The organism is Streptomyces sp. NPDC051136 (assembly GCF_044455745.1).
GTDB lineage: Bacteria > Actinomycetota > Actinomycetes > Streptomycetales > Streptomycetaceae > Streptomyces.
This window is the reverse complement of record NZ_JBITFE010000013.1, coordinates 137,792-152,572: the sequence shown is the minus strand read 5'-3', so window position 1 is coordinate 152,572 and position 14,781 is coordinate 137,792. Positions and strand designations below refer to the sequence as shown.

At 72.0% G+C, this 14,781-nt stretch carries 14 protein-coding genes; 3 read left to right on the top strand and 11 right to left on the bottom strand.

Going from position 1 to position 14,781, the window contains the following annotated elements; translation table 11 throughout:
• Positions 1–10 precede the first annotated feature (10 nt).
• From ACIBCJ_RS32005 to ACIBCJ_RS31995, 3 genes are all read right to left on the bottom strand, one after another.
• Complete coding sequence (locus ACIBCJ_RS32005; protein WP_362509259.1) at positions 11–520, bottom strand: 2'-5' RNA ligase family protein; 510 nt, start codon at positions 518–520, stop codon at positions 11–13.
• A gap of 126 nt (positions 521–646) precedes the next feature.
• Entirely contained in the window at positions 647–1,786 is a 1,140-nt protein-coding gene (locus ACIBCJ_RS32000) for an FAD-dependent monooxygenase (protein WP_365981239.1), read from the bottom strand.
• Between the two features lie 177 nt (positions 1,787–1,963).
• Positions 1,964–2,704, bottom strand: a complete 741-nt coding sequence (locus ACIBCJ_RS31995) for a TetR/AcrR family transcriptional regulator (protein ID WP_365981240.1) — start codon at positions 2,702–2,704, stop codon at positions 1,964–1,966.
• Between the two features lie 59 nt (positions 2,705–2,763).
• Here ACIBCJ_RS31995 and ACIBCJ_RS31990 point away from each other — a divergent pair, with 59 nt between their 5' ends.
• Complete coding sequence (locus ACIBCJ_RS31990; protein WP_362509250.1) at positions 2,764–3,168, top strand: nuclear transport factor 2 family protein; 405 nt, start codon at positions 2,764–2,766, stop codon at positions 3,166–3,168.
• Between the two features lie 50 nt (positions 3,169–3,218).
• Here ACIBCJ_RS31990 and ACIBCJ_RS31985 read toward each other — a convergent pair whose 3' ends face one another.
• The 8 genes from ACIBCJ_RS31985 to ACIBCJ_RS31950 all read right to left on the bottom strand — a co-directional run bounded on the left by ACIBCJ_RS31985 (position 3,219) and on the right by ACIBCJ_RS31950 (position 12,325).
• A complete protein-coding gene (locus ACIBCJ_RS31985) occupies positions 3,219–4,472 on the bottom strand; it encodes a GNAT family N-acetyltransferase (RefSeq protein ID WP_365981241.1) in 1,254 nt (417 codons plus the stop codon).
• A 257-nt stretch (positions 4,473–4,729) separates the two neighbouring features.
• A complete protein-coding gene (locus ACIBCJ_RS31980; protein WP_362103337.1) occupies positions 4,730–5,203 on the bottom strand; it encodes a lamin tail domain-containing protein in 474 nt (157 codons plus the stop codon).
• 544 nt (positions 5,204–5,747) lie between these two features.
• Positions 5,748–6,353, bottom strand: a complete 606-nt coding sequence (locus ACIBCJ_RS31975; RefSeq protein ID WP_362509244.1) for a dihydrofolate reductase family protein — start codon at positions 6,351–6,353, stop codon at positions 5,748–5,750.
• 107 nt (positions 6,354–6,460) lie between these two features.
• Positions 6,461–6,994, bottom strand: coding sequence for a 2'-5' RNA ligase family protein (locus tag ACIBCJ_RS31970; protein ID WP_365981242.1), 534 nt, complete (start codon positions 6,992–6,994; stop codon positions 6,461–6,463).
• A 121-nt stretch (positions 6,995–7,115) separates the two neighbouring features.
• On the bottom strand, positions 7,116–8,009 hold the full coding sequence (locus tag ACIBCJ_RS31965) for a geranyl diphosphate 2-C-methyltransferase (RefSeq protein WP_362103334.1): 894 nt from the start codon (positions 8,007–8,009) through the stop codon (positions 7,116–7,118).
• 15 nt (positions 8,010–8,024) lie between these two features.
• Entirely contained in the window at positions 8,025–9,374 is a 1,350-nt protein-coding gene (locus ACIBCJ_RS31960) for a family 2 encapsulin nanocompartment cargo protein terpene cyclase (protein ID WP_365981243.1), read from the bottom strand.
• Between the two features lie 82 nt (positions 9,375–9,456).
• Positions 9,457–10,872 carry a family 2B encapsulin nanocompartment shell protein gene (locus ACIBCJ_RS31955; protein ID WP_365981244.1) on the bottom strand — a complete coding sequence of 472 codons (1,416 nt, stop codon included), beginning with the start codon at positions 10,870–10,872 and terminating at the stop codon, positions 9,457–9,459.
• 436 nt (positions 10,873–11,308) lie between these two features.
• Positions 11,309–12,325: a LacI family DNA-binding transcriptional regulator gene (locus ACIBCJ_RS31950; RefSeq protein WP_365981246.1), complete on the bottom strand. Its 1,017-nt coding sequence runs from the start codon at positions 12,323–12,325 to the stop codon at positions 11,309–11,311.
• A gap of 116 nt (positions 12,326–12,441) precedes the next feature.
• On the opposite strand from ACIBCJ_RS31950, the gene ACIBCJ_RS31945 reads away from it, so the two are divergent.
• On the top strand, positions 12,442–13,293 hold the full coding sequence (locus ACIBCJ_RS31945; protein WP_362103330.1) for a phytanoyl-CoA dioxygenase family protein: 852 nt from the start codon (positions 12,442–12,444) through the stop codon (positions 13,291–13,293).
• Entirely contained in the window at positions 13,286–14,716 is a 1,431-nt protein-coding gene (locus ACIBCJ_RS31940; protein ID WP_365981247.1) for a sugar porter family MFS transporter, read from the top strand. Before ACIBCJ_RS31945 ends, ACIBCJ_RS31940 begins: the two co-directional genes overlap by 8 nt.
• Positions 14,717–14,781: the final 65 nt, after the last annotated feature.

The window sequence follows — 14,781 nt, the reverse complement described above, 5'->3', positions numbered from 1 at the left end:
GCCTGCCGTGTCAGGGGTCCAGCGGCAGTTCGGCGAGGCTCCGCCAGCCCGCGTCGGTGAGGCCGACCACGTGCAGGGCGGTGACCTGTGTGGTGATGGGCAGGGCGGCGGCGGTCCTGCGCGCGATGTCCGCAGCGGTGTGCGGGGCGGCCTCCAGAGCCACGGTGACGTGCACGGGCGGGCGCGGGCCGAACCGGCCGCCGTAGGGCACGTGCCCCGGAAACGCGCTGCGCACCGCATCGGCCACGTGGGTCAGTCCCGGCACCGGGACACCGACGAATCCGCCGGTCCGTTCGACCTCGGCCAGCGTCACGGAGACCGGGCCGGCCGGCAGCGCGGCCCGCAGCCGGTGCAGCTCCGGCGCTCCGAACTCGTCGTGGGACAGCCAGGGATAGAGCAGCGCGGCGTGTGCGGGCACGCCCGCTCGCACCGCCGACCCGTCCACCTCGGCGGCCGACCGCAACAGCGGCTCGGCCTCCGGCAACAGCGCCAGCACCGCCGTCGTTCCCGTCCGGGGCACCCGACTCGCTCCCTCCGCGCTCCGTCGCCCTCCTGCCCAGCCGACTCTACGGCTTCGGACGGGTCTCCCGGGCCGCGTCGCTTCCGGGTTCACCGGCCCTCCCCCGGCGGGCGCCCACCCGGCGCTTCACTCGGCGGGTGCGGAGGTGAAGAACCCGACCATCTGCTCCAGGCCGTCCGTACCGAACATGGTGTCCAGGCTGCGCGCCGACTCGACGGCGGATGCTTCACCACGGGGGAAGAGCGCTTCCTCGTAGGCGGTGAGCGCGGCCTCGGTGTCCCCGGGGTGGGCGGCGAGCGCGAGGGCGAGCTCGGCGCCGTCGTACATGGCGAGGTTGGCGCCCTCACCGGCGAAGGGGGACATCAGGTGGGCGGCGTCGCCGAGCAGGGTGACGCCGCGGGTCCGCTGCCAGCGGTGTCCGACGGGCAGGGCGTGGATGCGGCGCGGGGTGAGCGTGTCCGCGTGGGCGACCAGGCCGCGCAGGTCCTCGTCCCAGCCCTCGAAGTGGGCGAGGACCGCGGACTTGGCGGCGGCGTGGTCGGTGAAGTCGATCGTGTCGACCCAGTCCTCGTCCGCCTTGAGCGCGGTGTACACGTGGAGGCTGCCGTCGGTCTCGCGGTGGGCGAGGAAGCCGCGCCGGTCGCCGAGGCAGAGGAAGAATCCGCCGCCGATGACGGCCGCACTGCGCGGGTGGCGCCTGTCCGCTTCGTACAGGTCGCTCTCCACGAAGGAGATGCCGGTGTAGGCGGGTACGGCGTCCGACAGCAGGGGCCGGACGCGCGACCAGGCGCCGTCGGCACCGATCAGCAGTCCGGTGGTGACGGACGAGCCGTCCGCGAACGTGACCTCGTGGCGGCCGTCGCCGAGCGGCCGGACCCCGGTGACCTTGCGGCCCCAGCGGACCGTGCCCTCCGGCAGGGAGTCGAGCAGCAGGTCGCGCAGGTCACCGCGGTCGACCTCCGGGCGGCCCCCGTCGCCCTCGTCCTCGGCGTCGAGGTGGACGGTGCCGTCGGGGCCGAGCAGGCGCATCGCCTGACCGCCCTCGTGGATGATCTTGCGGAACTCGTCATGGAGGCCGGCGGCACGGATCGCCTGCTGGCCGTTCTCCTCGTGGATGTCGAGCATGCCGCCCTGCGTACGGGCCTCGGGGCCCGCTTCGAGGTCGAAGACCGTGGACTCGATGCCGTGGACGTGCAGGACCCGGGCGGCGGTGAGGCCGCCCAGGCCGCCGCCGACGATCGCGATGGGGTGGTGGTCGGTGCTCATCGATGCCTCCGGGAGGTGCGCGTGCCGGTGGATGCGGGTCTCCCATCAGGCTAACGAACATGTTCGTGGCGAACAAGTTCGCCAGACGATGCGCATCCCCGCGGAAAGTGCTGCCGGGAAGCCGGTCCAGCGATTCGATCCGGCCCCTACCGGGCCTTTCGCTCTGCGGCCCGGGCCTCAGCCGACGGCGTCCACCCGGTCACCCGTGCCGGGCACAGGCGTCCCGGTGATCCCGTTGACGAGCACGTCGAAGAACCAGCCCATACGGTCCTGGACGGAGCCGCTGGTCAGAACCGTCAGGTGGGAGGCGATCGCGGGATGGGTCGTCCCGTCCGCCTCGCGCAGAGCCCGGACGGTGGCGTTCCAGTCGTCGTCGGACGTCGGATCGTGTTCCTGGGTCGAGTGCTCGGCCGCGGTCGCGGTGGCGTGTTGCAGGAGCATGTCCACACCCCAGGCGACCTGGGCACGGGGGGCTCCGCTGCGGGCGAGGAGCCCGAGGACGCGCTCCACCAGGCGCAGGTAGTTCTGGCCGCTGGGGCGGGCGACCAGGGCCGACCGGGCCAGCTGCGGATGTGCGAACAGCACGAGGGTGTACGACGTCAGCACCGCGCGGAGCTGCCCGCGCCAGTCCCCCGCGGCGTCCGCGGCGTCCGCGGCGTCTGCGGCGTCCGCGGCGTCGAGGTCGACCTCGCCGAGCAGTGCGTCGAGCACGGCCGCGTGCAGTTCCGCCGTATTGGCCACGTACACGTAGAGGGAGGCGGGACCGGTGTCCAGCTCCTTCGCCAGGCGGCGCATGGTGACCTTCTCCAGCCCCTCCGCACGCATGATCGCCACCGCGGTGTCGACGATCCATCCACGGGACAGGGCCGGCTTGGCCGGGCGCTCCCGGCGGCTGATCGGGTCTCTTCTCGCTGCCATGCGACCGATCGTAACGAACACGTTCGTGATGCGGTCGGCGACCGGTAGGGTCGTCAGGCATGACGGCAGAGTCACCGACGCAGACCGTGCAACGTTTGTTTCCGCTGCTCGCCGAGGGGAGGAGCGGGGAGGCCGCGGCACTGTTCGCCGACTCGGTGTCCTTCTCGATCCCGCACCCGCCCGGCATCCCATGGGTACCGGAGGTCCACTCGTCGGCCGGCATGCGGACGTTCTTCGAGCTGCTGCAAACCCATGTGCGGACCAAGGAGTTCGAGCTCCGCCAGATCATCGCCGAGGGCGACGACGTGGTGCTCCTGGGACGCATGGTCTCCGAGGTCAAGAAGACGGGCCGGGACATCGACACCGCGTTCGCCCTGCACATCACGGTGCGGGACGGGCGGATCACCCGCTACCACCTCTACGAGGACAGCCACGCCGTCGCCCGGGCCTACTTCGGGGACTGACCCGCCCCAGCACCGCGCCGCAGCGCCTGCGCCGGCCGCCCTGGCGCGGTTTAGAACCAGTGGAGGCAGTGCGGGGAGGACTCGGCGCGGAAGAGCGCGTCAGCGAGGGTCGCCGCGCCGGGACGGTGTGCCCGGACGTGTCCGGCCCGCACGAGCGTGCTCGGGGCAGTGCCGCCGAGGTAGACGGAGCCCAAGTCGCGGATGTCGAGGGACAGGTCGGGCTCCCGGTCCGTCGGAACGCAGTCGGCCTTGCCGTCCCGGACGGTCAGCAGGTGACGGTCGCGCCCGCCGAGGAACGGATCGTGCACGTCGAGGACCAGCTCGCCGTCCGCGGACCAGCCGCGTGCCGTCAGCGCACGCGGTACGTCCAGCAGCCGCACCCAGAGCCAGTCGGTGTCGCCGCTCACCTCACCGGCGCGGAAGTCCGCGAACCGCCAGCGCAGCGGGTGATCGGGCGGGACGTGCTTGAACGTGACCCGGGACACCAGGTCGTGTCCGAGGACGAACCGGGCCAGGGCCGTGAAGGCGGCGTCGTCGCTGGCGACGGTCTCGTCGACCGTCAGGGTGCCGGACTCGACCGAGTAGCTCGCGTACCCGTCCGGGACGCCGTCGGTGTCCCGGTGGACGGCGACGTAGCGCGGCGCCGGCGATATCGGGGGCTGCCCCGCGCGCAGGGCCCACCAGCGGTGCGGCCGGGACAACGCGCCGGGCTGGGCGCGGCGATAGCGGTCGTAGACCTCCTCCAGCACCTCTCCGCACTCGGTCCGACGCAGGACCTCGACCGAGCCGCCGTCCGAGCCGTCGAGAGAGCCGTTGTCGGAGCCCGTCGCCGGCGCGCCGGCCGCGCCGGCCACCCGGGGTGCGGCGAGGGCTGCCCCGTGGCGCGGCACGGTCAGCCGCGCCGTGTAGGTCGCCGGTCCGTAACCGAACCTCCCGTAGATCGGGGCCTCGGAGGCCAGCAGCACGCACAGGAACTCTCCGCGTCCCCGCACCTCGGCAAGCTGATGCCGCATCATCGCGGTGAGCACCCCCTGGCGCCGGTGCGAGGGCAGGACACCGACGGCGGTCACTCCGGCGGCCGGGACGACGGTCTTCCCTGGCAGGGTGAGCTCGAAGGAGTAGGCGGCGGCGGTGCCGACGGCCCGCCCGTCCGCCGTACGGGCGAGCAGGCAGCGGTCCGTCTCGAGCGCCGACCACCAGAGCCCGCCGCCCTCGACCGGGGTCTCCGGGAAGCGCCCGAACGCGGCATGGACCGTGTCCACGAAGACGTCGAGATCCTTGTCGGTGGTGGGACGGATGTCCATCGCTGCCGCTGCCTCCTCGGTGAACCGGCACCACCGGATCATGGTGTCCGCCCACAGTGCAGCGCCGACCTGCCGCCGGGGCAAGCGAATTACCCGTCCTGCCCGCGCCCACGGCGCCCACCGGTCCACGCCCGCCCGGGGCCCCCGTATCGAGGCGCAAGCCGACGGCGCGCCACCCCTGGAAGGGATGGCGCGCCGTGTGCTGTGGCGGTGCCGTGCCGGTGCCCGGGCCCGACTACCGGCTCGTCCGCCGGCTCTTAGTGGCGTCCGCCGTGGCGCTTGTGGCCCCAGGACTTGTCGTCGACGAACCGGCGGTGGTCGTTGCGGAGGGTGGCGGTGTCGGACCGGTTGTCCCACACGTAGTCGCGGCGGTCCTGGTACACGTCACGGCCGGTGTCGCGGCCCTGGCCGGTGTGGACGCGGACGGTGGCCCGCCCGTCCAGGCGGTAGTGACGGAACTTGTAGGTGTGGCCGTCCTCGCTCTTGAGGGTCCAGCCCTTCAGGTTCACCGCGTGGCGGGTGTTGTTGGTGATCTCCACCCACTCCTTGTTCAGCGAACGGTTGGAGTGGTCGTCACGCCCCGGGGAGTCGTACTGGACGCGGCTGATCTCGACGTTCGGACGCTTGGGCCGGTGGTCGGCCGCCGACGCCGGCACCGCGACCGCGGCGGTGAGGGCACCGACCGTGAGAACCGCGGCGGTGAGCCGGCGGGAGGTGAGGAACTTCGACACGGGTTCTCCCCTGCTTCGTGCGGACACAGCCGACCGCGGTCACGCCGCGGACCGGACTGCGCCTGGTGCGGATGGCGGCCGGATCGGCCGCACGACCACACCCTGCCCGCACCGCGACCGGCACGTGGAGAAGACGTGAACGGTGTTGCCGTTCGCCCATACCGCCGTGACAGTCGCCTGCAACATCCATATATGCGCCGAAGGCACGAAGTTGACGGACATACGGCTCAACGAGGCTTGCGCGCACTGGCTCGTGGCTCCCGAGCGCCAGAGCACGCCACCCCCGAGGCCTGAACACGTTCACCCGAAAGTGAGTAACAGCGTCGTGATCGCAGCGGGCTGCGGATGTGAAGAAGCGTCCGCCGTCCGGGCGGGAGGCGGTACTCGATCCCCCGCTGACGGATCGGGCGGCCGTCACCTCGCGGCATCCGCCGCCGGCGGCTCGGGGGACGGGCGTGAAGCCCCGTTTCTGCCGGGCGCGCCGGCAGGTCGTGGCCAGGCCGGTCCCTGGGCACGGTCGGCTGGAACCGGCCGACCGGAAGACCTAGTAGCTGTCGTAGGTGGGCCTGCCGTTCGGGCGGTAGACGCCGACGACGGTGCCGCCCTTCGTCGTCGTCACGCTGACCGGCTCCAGCGCGGTCGGGATCGCCCCGTCGGCGAACAGCCGCTTGCCGGTGCCGATGATCACGGGGTGGATGGTCAGCCGGTACTCGTCGACGAGGTCGTGCCGCATGAGCGTCTGGGCGAGGTCGCCGCTGCCGACGACGTTGATGTCGCCGCCGTCGGTCGCCTTCAGCTCGCGTACGGCATCGGCGGTGTCGCCCGCCAGCAGTGTGGAGTTCTGCCAGTCGACGGACGTCAGCGTCCGGGACGCCACGTACTTGCGCATGCTGTTCATCCGGTCGGTGAACGGGTTGCCCGGATCGGCGGTCGGCCAGTACGACGCGAAGATGTCGTACGTCTTGCGGCCGAGCAGCATCGCGTCGGAGCCCTCGTACCATCCGGCGATGGCGGTGCCCACCTCGTCGTCGTCCACCGGCTTCTGCCAGCCGCCGTGCTCGAAGCCGCTCTCCGCGTCCTCGTCCGGGCCGCCCGGCGCCTGCATGACGCCGTCGAGCGTCAGGAACGTGCAAACAATGACCTTGCGCATGGTGCGCTCCCTTCCTCGACGGGTAGACCGCGAGGCCACCGGAAACTCATCGCGGGGAGCTTCCCGGGGGAGGGTGTCGCCGAGCGGCCGGCTGCCCGGCGGGCCGCTCAGGGGCGGGGCCGCAGCACTTCCACGGTGCCGGCCTCGGTGTCGTAGCTGCGCAGGGTGACCAGAGCGGCCGCGAGGGGCGGGGACGGCAGCAGCTCAGGGACTCTTCGGTCCGCGAACGCCCCGGCCCGGAGGGTCCGGCCGAGGGTGATGTGCGGGCTCCAGCGGCCGGGCTCGTGGAAGGGACTGAGGGCTTGGGCCGGGCTGTCCGAGGTCACCGCCTCCCACACCCGCCGGTGCAGAGCGGCCAGCGCGGCGTCGCGGTCCAGCGCCCAGGCCAGCACCGAGGTGGGTCGTTCGAAGCGCGCCACACCGGTGAAGCGGGCCGGCAGGGGCAGGGCGGCGGCCACCTCGGCCAGCTCCCACCGGATCGGGGCGGTCAGCTCCGGGCAGGCGGCCAGAGTGAGGTGGGGGCGGTTGGTCGGCGAGCGGTGCCGGGCCTGACTGGGCAGTCCCGCGTCGGCGAGCCGCCGCCAGGCCTCCAGGACCGCCGACTCCGCCGTCTCGTCCAACAGGAGCTCGACCGTACGCACCGCCGCAGCCTACCTCCGGTCGGCGGACACGTCCGCGACCTGGGCCGATGGGGCCCGGCACGCGCCGGCGCGGCTCGCGGGACCGGAGCCGCCGGAAGGGCTCCGGTCCCGCGAGTCGGACTCACACCCGGTCGGCCGCGATCAGGACGTACTGGAAGGAGCCGTCGCGGTAGGACTCGATGAACGCCTCCTCGATCCCCGTGACCAGGGAGGACGTGGCGCGCAGCTCCCAGTAGGGCAGGGTGTCCGCGGTGAGGTCGACGATGGTGTGCGGCACGAGCCGGTTGTCGGCCATGGCGCGCAGGTACTCGCGGCGTGAGTGGATGTTGCACTCGAAGTGGGCGTTGATCTGGGAGACCCACTTCGACGGCTGGCCGTAGCGGGGATTCCAGCAGCCGGTGATCGTCACGTACCGGCCGCCGGGCTTCAGGAAGCGGGAGTGCTCGGCGAACAGGTCGTGGAGGTCGACGTACATGGTCGACTCGTTGTTCCACGAGGCCGTGATGCTGCCCTTGTCGAAGGGGGTGTCGAGCATGTTGCACACGCGGGAGCGCACGTGGTCGTCGATGCGCAGTTCACGCGCGCGGCTGTTGCCGAACTCCGCCTGGGTGGCGGACAGCGTGACCCCCTCGACCCGGCAGCCGAAGCGGCGGTGGGCCATGACCATGGAGCCGCCGCGTCCGCAGCCGGCGTCGACGAGGGTGTCGCCGGGGCCGACCGTACCGAGGTGGTCCATGAGGAACTCCGCCTGTGCCGACTCCAGACGGTGCAGTTCCGCGATGACCTTCTTCTCGTACTCGCTGTGTGCCGGGTCGCCGACCGCGGTGCGGTCCACGGCACCGATGCCGTAGTGGTGGTGGTAGAGCCCGTCCACGTCACCGAGCCGGAGGTTGACCGGCCGTGCCTCGTTGTTCCAGTAGCGGGCGATGTCCTGCTGGTACGGCGTCGCCGGGGACGGGATCTTCGCGACGGCGGTGGCGGAGGTGGATGAGGTGGTGGTGGTCTCAGTGGTCACAGATACGTCCGTTCCTTACCAGAAGTCGGGCAGGCTGTAGCGGTAGGTGTTGGTACGGTGCCAGTCGTGGTTGCCGTCGACCCACGCGGCCACGCCTTTGAGGAAGCGCAGCACGGGGGGCAGGGGGCAGGCCGCGGCGAGCTCGGCCGCGGCTGCCTCGAAGGCGCGCTGGAGTTCGTTGTGGACCTCGATGGCCTTGAGGTAGGCGTCGCGTTCGCAGAGCTGCTCGCGCTCGGCGATCACCACCGGCAGGTTCAGGTGGCGGCCCGGGCTGTTGAGTTCCTTGGTGTACGAGTAGAGGTCGTTGACGATCGTGGTCGCGTTGCCGGCGAGGGCGATGACCCGTTGCATGTCGGGGCGGGCGTGCAGGTCGGCGGGCAGTTCGTAGCCGCCGACGGTGTCGGTGATCGTGGGACAGGGGCGGAAGTTGTTGAACTGGCGCATCGCCAGGTACTCCCACACCTCAGGGAGGTGCTCGGTCTGGGCCCAGGCGGCCTCGGCGAGGTAACCCATGTGCAGCCGGGCCATGTCGTGCCGGTAGCGGTCGGCCTGGGAGTCGGTCGCCGCGCGGACGAAGTAGTCCATGGCGCTGTGGTAGGCACGGCGCGGGGCGTCCGAGGTGAGTGACTCCCGCCAGGCCGGCGTGTACTCCGCGGTGGTGTGGAAGTGGTCGATCGCCGTGTGGGCGAGGAGGAGGCGACCGCCGAGGCCGACGGGTGACCCGCCGTGGTCCTCGCAGTAGCAGTCGTCCACCGCGTTCTCCGCGACCATCAGGCGGGTGGCGAGCATCAGGTGGTCGACGGACGGGGCGTCGGGGTGGCAGCCGACCATGTAGCGGCCGACGGAGAAGCCGTCGAACTGCCCTTCCCATTCCTCGGGGTAGAGCTGGACCTCGTCCTCGGCCCAGCGCTTGATCCGGCGGCTCACCTCTTCGACGCGCGCGGGGTCGGGCTCCGGGACGGGGTGGTGGTAGAGGCCGGGAACGGCTCGTCCGGCGGCGGGTGCGGCGGGTGCCGGGACCACCGGCTCCGGATGCTGCTCGTACCTGCCGGTCAGGGCGAGTCCGGTCGTGCCCAGCCCGGTCGGGCCGCGCAGAACCCGCTGGAGAGCGGTGTCGGCCGCATCCGGGGCGGGCGTGGCCGGCGCGGAGGGGGCGGGCGTCGGGGGCGGCGCCGCGGCGACGGGCGCCGGGGACGGTGCCGGACCGGTGACCGCGACCGGCGGGTGCAGTGCCGCCAGGAAGTCGGACACGGTCGGTGCGACCGGGCCGCCCGGGGTCGCCGGGGCGGGCGGGTCCGGTACGGCGGTGGGCGGCGTCGGCCCCGGTTCGGCGGGGCGTGGTCCGAGGGGCCGGGAGTCGGGCATCGGCGGCTCCTTGCTGCAGTGGGTGGGACGCTGGACGGCGGAGGGGTGGCGTCGGGGAGTGGTCCTGGGGCTGCTCGGGGCCTCAGCTCGACACGGGGGCGATCTGGACGTTCTCCATCACGCCGAGGGCGTCGGGCAGGAGCACCGCGGCGGAGTAGTAGGTGCTGACGAGGTAGGAGGTGACCGCCTGCTCGTTGATGCCCATGAACCGGACGGACAGGCCCGGTTCGTACTCGTCCGGCAGTCCCGTCTGCCGCAGGCCGACGACGCCCTGGCTCTTCTCACCGGTACGCATCGCGATGATGGAACTGGTCTGTTCCTCGCTCACCGGGATCTTGTTGCAGGGCAGGATGGGGACGCCGCGCCAGGCGGGGACGGTCTGGCCGCCGAGGTCGACGTGCTCGGGGTGGAGACCGCAGGCGTTGAAGCCGCGCCCGATGGCGGCGATGGTCCTGGGGTGCGCGAGGAACATCCTGGTGCCGCGCCGGCGGCACAGCAGCTCGTCCATGTCGTCCGGGGTCGGCGGGCCGCTGCGGGGCTGGATGCGCTGCTTGAAGTCGGCGTTGTGCAGCAGCCCGAACTCCCGGTTGTTGATCAGCTCGTGTTCCTGCCGCTCCCGCAACGCCTCGACGACGAGCCTGAGCTGTTCCGCGCTCTGGTCCATCGGGTCGCTGTAGAGGTCCGCGACCCGGGTGTGGATCCTCAGGACGGTCTGTGCGACGGCGAGCTCGTACTCCCGCGGCCGCAGCTCGTAGTCCACGAAGGTGGCGGGCAGTTCCGCCTCGCCGACGTGGCCCGCCGAGACGGCGATCTCCGCCTCGCCGTGCTTGGTCTGCGGCTGCCGGGTGCGGGAACCGACGGCGTCGACATGGGCCCGCAACTGCGGTGCCGCGGCCTGGACCGCGGTGAAGTCGGCGCGGGAGAGGGTGAGCAGAGTGCCCGAGGTCTCGGCGGTGAAGGTGCAGTCATGGCGGGCGTCGGCGTCGGTCAGGGCCTTCTCGCCGAAGTGGCCGCCGTCCGCGAGCACTGCGACGGAGACCCGCTCGCCGTACTTGCCCTCGGAGGTCTGGCTCACCCGGCCGTGGGCGATGAGGTGGATGCGGTCCGCGGGACTGCCGCGCTCGACCAGGACGTCGCCCGCCGTGAAGTCGCGTTGCGCGCAGCGGTCGGCGAGGGTGCTGAGGACGTCCGTGTCCGTGAAGCCGCGCAGAACGGCCAGTTCGGTGAGCTCCCGGGGGATCACCCGGACCGTGGCGCCGTCCTGGACGAATTCGATGCGCCCGTCGCCGAGGGTGTGCCGCAGCCTCCGGTTGACCCGGTAGGCGCCGCCCCCTGCCTCGACCCAGGGCAGCATGCGCAGCAACCAGCGGGAGGTGATCTCCTGCATCTGCGGCGCGGACTTGGTGGTGGTGGCGAGGTTGCGGGCGGCGGCGGTACTCAGGGACTGCTGCGGCGCGTCGGAGGGGGTCTGAGCTTCCGGGAGGCTGTCGACGGACATCGGGAGACGTTCTCCTTGCACGACGGACCGACCGGCGCACGCGGGTGCGTCGACGGGGGGCGAAGAGGCCGGGAGGCGAAGAGGTGAAAAGGCGGAGAGACGGAGAGGCGAAGAGGCGTGGACATCGGACCGGACGGATCACGGGGATCCGTCCGCGCTCAGAAAGCTAGCCGCTGGAACGGCGATGTCCGCCCGGGTCACGGCAGGCTTACCCCGAAGCGGTGACAATCGCCCCGATGCGGTTTATCGGTCCGATGCACGACATCACGCCATCCTCGCCCCGAGAGCCACGGTCGGCCGGCGGCCCGCCGACGGTACGCATGCCGTGCCGGGCAAGGAGCGAGCCGCCCCTGGAGGCCGGACGTGTGCGATGACGGGCCGATCGGTTCCGGACCCGGCAGCGGCACCGAGGCCCTGAACTCCCCGGTCCGAGGCGTCAGTCGACCCGCGCGCTGCTCCCGCGCACCTCGAGGCGGTGCGGGATCACGATGTCGAGGGGCGGCACCGCCGAGGCCGGGCTGTATATGCGGTCGGCCAGGCACTGCAGGGCCCGCTCGGCGATCTGCCGCTTGTCCGGGACGACCGTCGTCAACGGCGGATTGGCGTACTGCCCGTCCTCGATGCCGTCGAAGCCCACGACGGCCAGCTCACGCGGCACGCTCACGCCTCGCTGGTGCGCCACGTGCAGGGCGCCCAGGGCGAGTTCGTCGGTGAAGGCGAAGACGGCGTCCGGGCGCGTGCCCGCGTCCAGCAGGGCGGTCATCGCTTCCGCTCCGTCCTTGCGGTGCAGCGTCGTCACGGCCTGTTCGAGGGCCCGGTCCGGCTTCAGCCCGGCGCCTCGCAGGGCGTTGCGGTATCCCTCCAGCCGCTGCCGGGCCGTCTCGTTGCGCAGGTGCGGCTGCGGACCGATCGCGGCGATGCGCCTGCGGCCGGAGGCGAGCAGATGGGACGTCGCCTCCTCGGCCGCCTGGACGTTGTCGACGGCGACGCGGTCGGCGAGCCCGTGCGGCTGCCGTTCGCCGAGGAGGACGACCGGCACGTCACGGGACGTGTTGGTCAGCTCCTCCGGCCCGAGCGCCCACGGGCTGATGATGAGACCGTCGACCAGGCGCCCGCCGGTGCCGTCGAGCAGCCGCCGCTCCGCGTCGGGGTCCCCGAAGGTCTGGTCGATCACGACGGTCCACGAGCGCTCCTGGGCGGCGTGCACGATCTGGCTCGCGAGTTCGCCGAAGTACGGTGAGTAGAGCTCGGGAATGGCCAGGCCGATCAGCCCGGTGCGTCCGGCGCGCAGGTTGCGAGCGGCGACGTTCGGCCGGTAGCCCAGCTCGTCCAGGGCCGCCTGGACCCGCGCCCGCGTCTCCTCGGCCACCGAGCCCGAGCCGCTGACGACGTTGGAAACGGTACGGGTCGACACCCCGGCGAGGGCGGCGACGTCCTTCAGGCGACTACTCACAGCCGACATCCTCGCATGCCCGGGTAACGGTCACCAGAATCTCCCGGGAACCTATTGCAACGTCGCATTCAACGTCGCAACATGGTCGCAGTCAGCACAGCGCGAGGAGGCGCACCATGAGCGTGTCTGTTTTTCCCGGTGTCGACGCCGCGGACCTGGACGTCGACGTGACGGCGGACGTGGCGGCCCTGTACGCGGACGGCATCACCGCGCGCAGGGGCGCCTTCACCCCGCAGTGGGCGGACCGGCTCGGCGAGGACGTCGCCAAGGCGTTCGCGGAGGCCCGGTCCCGGCCCGGCGGCGCGGTGGGCCGTGGACCGAACCGGTACTACGTCGAGATCCATCCCGAGCAGATCAGGGGTTTCGTGGAGCTGGTCGACCACCCCTGGGTGCGCTCCCTGTGCACCGCGGCGCTCGGCCCGGACTACCGGATCGTCGAGCTCGGTTTCGACGTCCCGCTCGAAGGCGCCGTCAACCAGCCCTGGCACCGCGACTTCCCCATGCCCGAGGAGACCCGTCGCGACCGGCGCCTCACCTCGCTCGCCTTCAACGTGACCACGGTCGACACCGAGGAGGACATGGGTCCCTTCGAGATCGCCCCCGGCACGCAGTGGGACGACGACGAGGAGTTCGAGCACGGCATGTTCCCGCCCCGGTCGCACTACGACCGTTATGCGGAGCGCGCCGTACGCAAGTACCCGCGGCGCGGCGACATCTCGGCCCGGACGGCGCTGACGATCCATCGCGGCACGACCAACGACTCCGCGAAGTCACGGCCCGTGCTGGTGCTGGGCGTCGACGGGCCCGAGGCGACGAACGGCGACCGGCACGACACGGCCGTCTCCCGCCCGTTCTGGGAAGCACTGCCGGAGCGGGTTCGCCGCCACCTCGACTGCCCGGTCGTGGACGAGCTGACGCCGGTGACGCAGAAGCACACCATCGAGGGTCTGGTCATGGGCGATGCCTGAGAGCGCCGCCGCGGTGGCCGTTGCCGAGACCGAGGGCACCGCCGCGGGCTCGTCGGGCCGGCAGCCGGCCCAGGTCTACGCGGTCGCGGCGGTGTCCGCCCTCGGTGGTCTGCTCTTCGGCTACGACACGGGCATCATCTCCGGTGCGCTCCTCTACCTCCGCGAAGACCTCGGACTCTCGTCCCGGGGCCAGGAGATGGTGGTGAGCGTGATCCTGGTCGGCGCGATGGCCGGCGCCCTGTGCTCGGGCCGGCTCGCCGGGCGCTTCGGGCGCCGCCGGGTGGTCGTCTGGGTCGCGGCGGTCTTCGCCGCCGGCGCCCTGGGAGCCGCTCTGGCGCCGGGTACCGGAACCCTGATCGCGGCCCGCTTCGTACTCGGCCTGGCGGTGGGCGGGGCGTCCAACATGGTCCCGGTCTACATCGCGGAGGTCGCACCCGCGGCCATCCGCGGCCGTCTCATGGTGCTGTTCCAACTGATGGTGGCCATCGGCCAGTTGCTCGCCCACCTCTGCGGCTGGCTGTTCGCCGGCAGTGGCGGGTGGCGGATCATGTTCGGGCTCGCCGTCATTCCGGCGGCCGTACTGGCGGCCGGGATGCTCAGGCTGCCGGAGAGCCCACGGTGGCTGGTCGAGCACGACCGGGAGGAGCAGGCCGAGTCGGTCCTGCGGCGCCTGCGGCCGAAGGACGCGGATGTCGCGGCCGAGACCGCCAGTATCCGCGAGGTCTCCGCCTCGGCTCCCCGCGCCGACCGCCGCGCCCTGACCCGGCCGTGGGTCCGGCCGGCCCTGGTCGTCGCCCTGGGGGTGGCCGCCTTCTCCCAGCTGACCGGTATCAACGCCGTCGTCTACTACGCCCCGACCATGTTGTCCGACGCGGGATTCGGCGACTCCGTCGCGCTCCTGACCGGCATCGGTATCGGAGCGATGCTCGTCGTCGCGGGCGTCACGGGCGCGATCGCCGTGGACTCCCTCGGCCGGCGCCGGACGATGCTGTACTTCGTGCCGCTGTCCGCGCTGGCCATGACGGTGCTGGGAGCGGCGTTCCTGATGGACGACTCCCCCGTCCAGCGCTGGACCGTGATCGCGGCGCTGTTCGCCTACATCCTCTTCAACGGCATCGGCATGCAGTCGGTCGTGTGGCTCATCGCTCCCGAGATCCTCCCCCTGAGCGTGCGCGGTCCGGCGACGAGTCTCGCCACGCTCACCGTGTGGGGGTTCGACCTGCTGATCGCGGTCACCGCGCTGAGCACCGTCAACGCCATCGGACGGTCGGGGACGTTCTTCGTGTACGCGGCCATGAACGTCCTGTGCGTGGCCTTCGTTCTGCTGAAGGTGCCCGAGACCCGCAACAAGTCGCTGGAGCAGATCGAGAAGGCCCTGCGCGCCCCCGGCTCGCTGCGGCGCAATCTGACGGCCGGGTCCTGACGCCGGGGAGCGGGAGGGGTGCGTGCGGCAGAAGGGGCCCCCTCCGCGCCGAAGGGGGCCGCATC

Coding starts and splice junctions, on each gene's coding strand:
- ACIBCJ_RS32000 (WP_365981239.1), bottom strand. CDS start 1,786: ATGAGCACCGACCACCACCCCATCGCGATCGTCGGCGGCGGCCTGGGC.
- ACIBCJ_RS31995 (WP_365981240.1), bottom strand. CDS start 2,704: ATGGCAGCGAGAAGAGACCCGATCAGCCGCCGGGAGCGCCCGGCCAAG.
- ACIBCJ_RS31990 (WP_362509250.1), top strand. CDS start 2,764: ATGACGGCAGAGTCACCGACGCAGACCGTGCAACGTTTGTTTCCGCTG.
- ACIBCJ_RS31985 (WP_365981241.1), bottom strand. CDS start 4,472: ATGGACATCCGTCCCACCACCGACAAGGATCTCGACGTCTTCGTGGAC.
- ACIBCJ_RS31975 (WP_362509244.1), bottom strand. CDS start 6,353: ATGCGCAAGGTCATTGTTTGCACGTTCCTGACGCTCGACGGCGTCATG.
- ACIBCJ_RS31960 (WP_365981243.1), bottom strand. CDS start 9,374: ATGCCCGACTCCCGGCCCCTCGGACCACGCCCCGCCGAACCGGGGCCG.
- ACIBCJ_RS31955 (WP_365981244.1), bottom strand. CDS start 10,872: ATGTCCGTCGACAGCCTCCCGGAAGCTCAGACCCCCTCCGACGCGCCG.
- ACIBCJ_RS31945 (WP_362103330.1), top strand. CDS start 12,442: ATGAGCGTGTCTGTTTTTCCCGGTGTCGACGCCGCGGACCTGGACGTC.
- ACIBCJ_RS31940 (WP_365981247.1), top strand. CDS start 13,286: ATGCCTGAGAGCGCCGCCGCGGTGGCCGTTGCCGAGACCGAGGGCACC.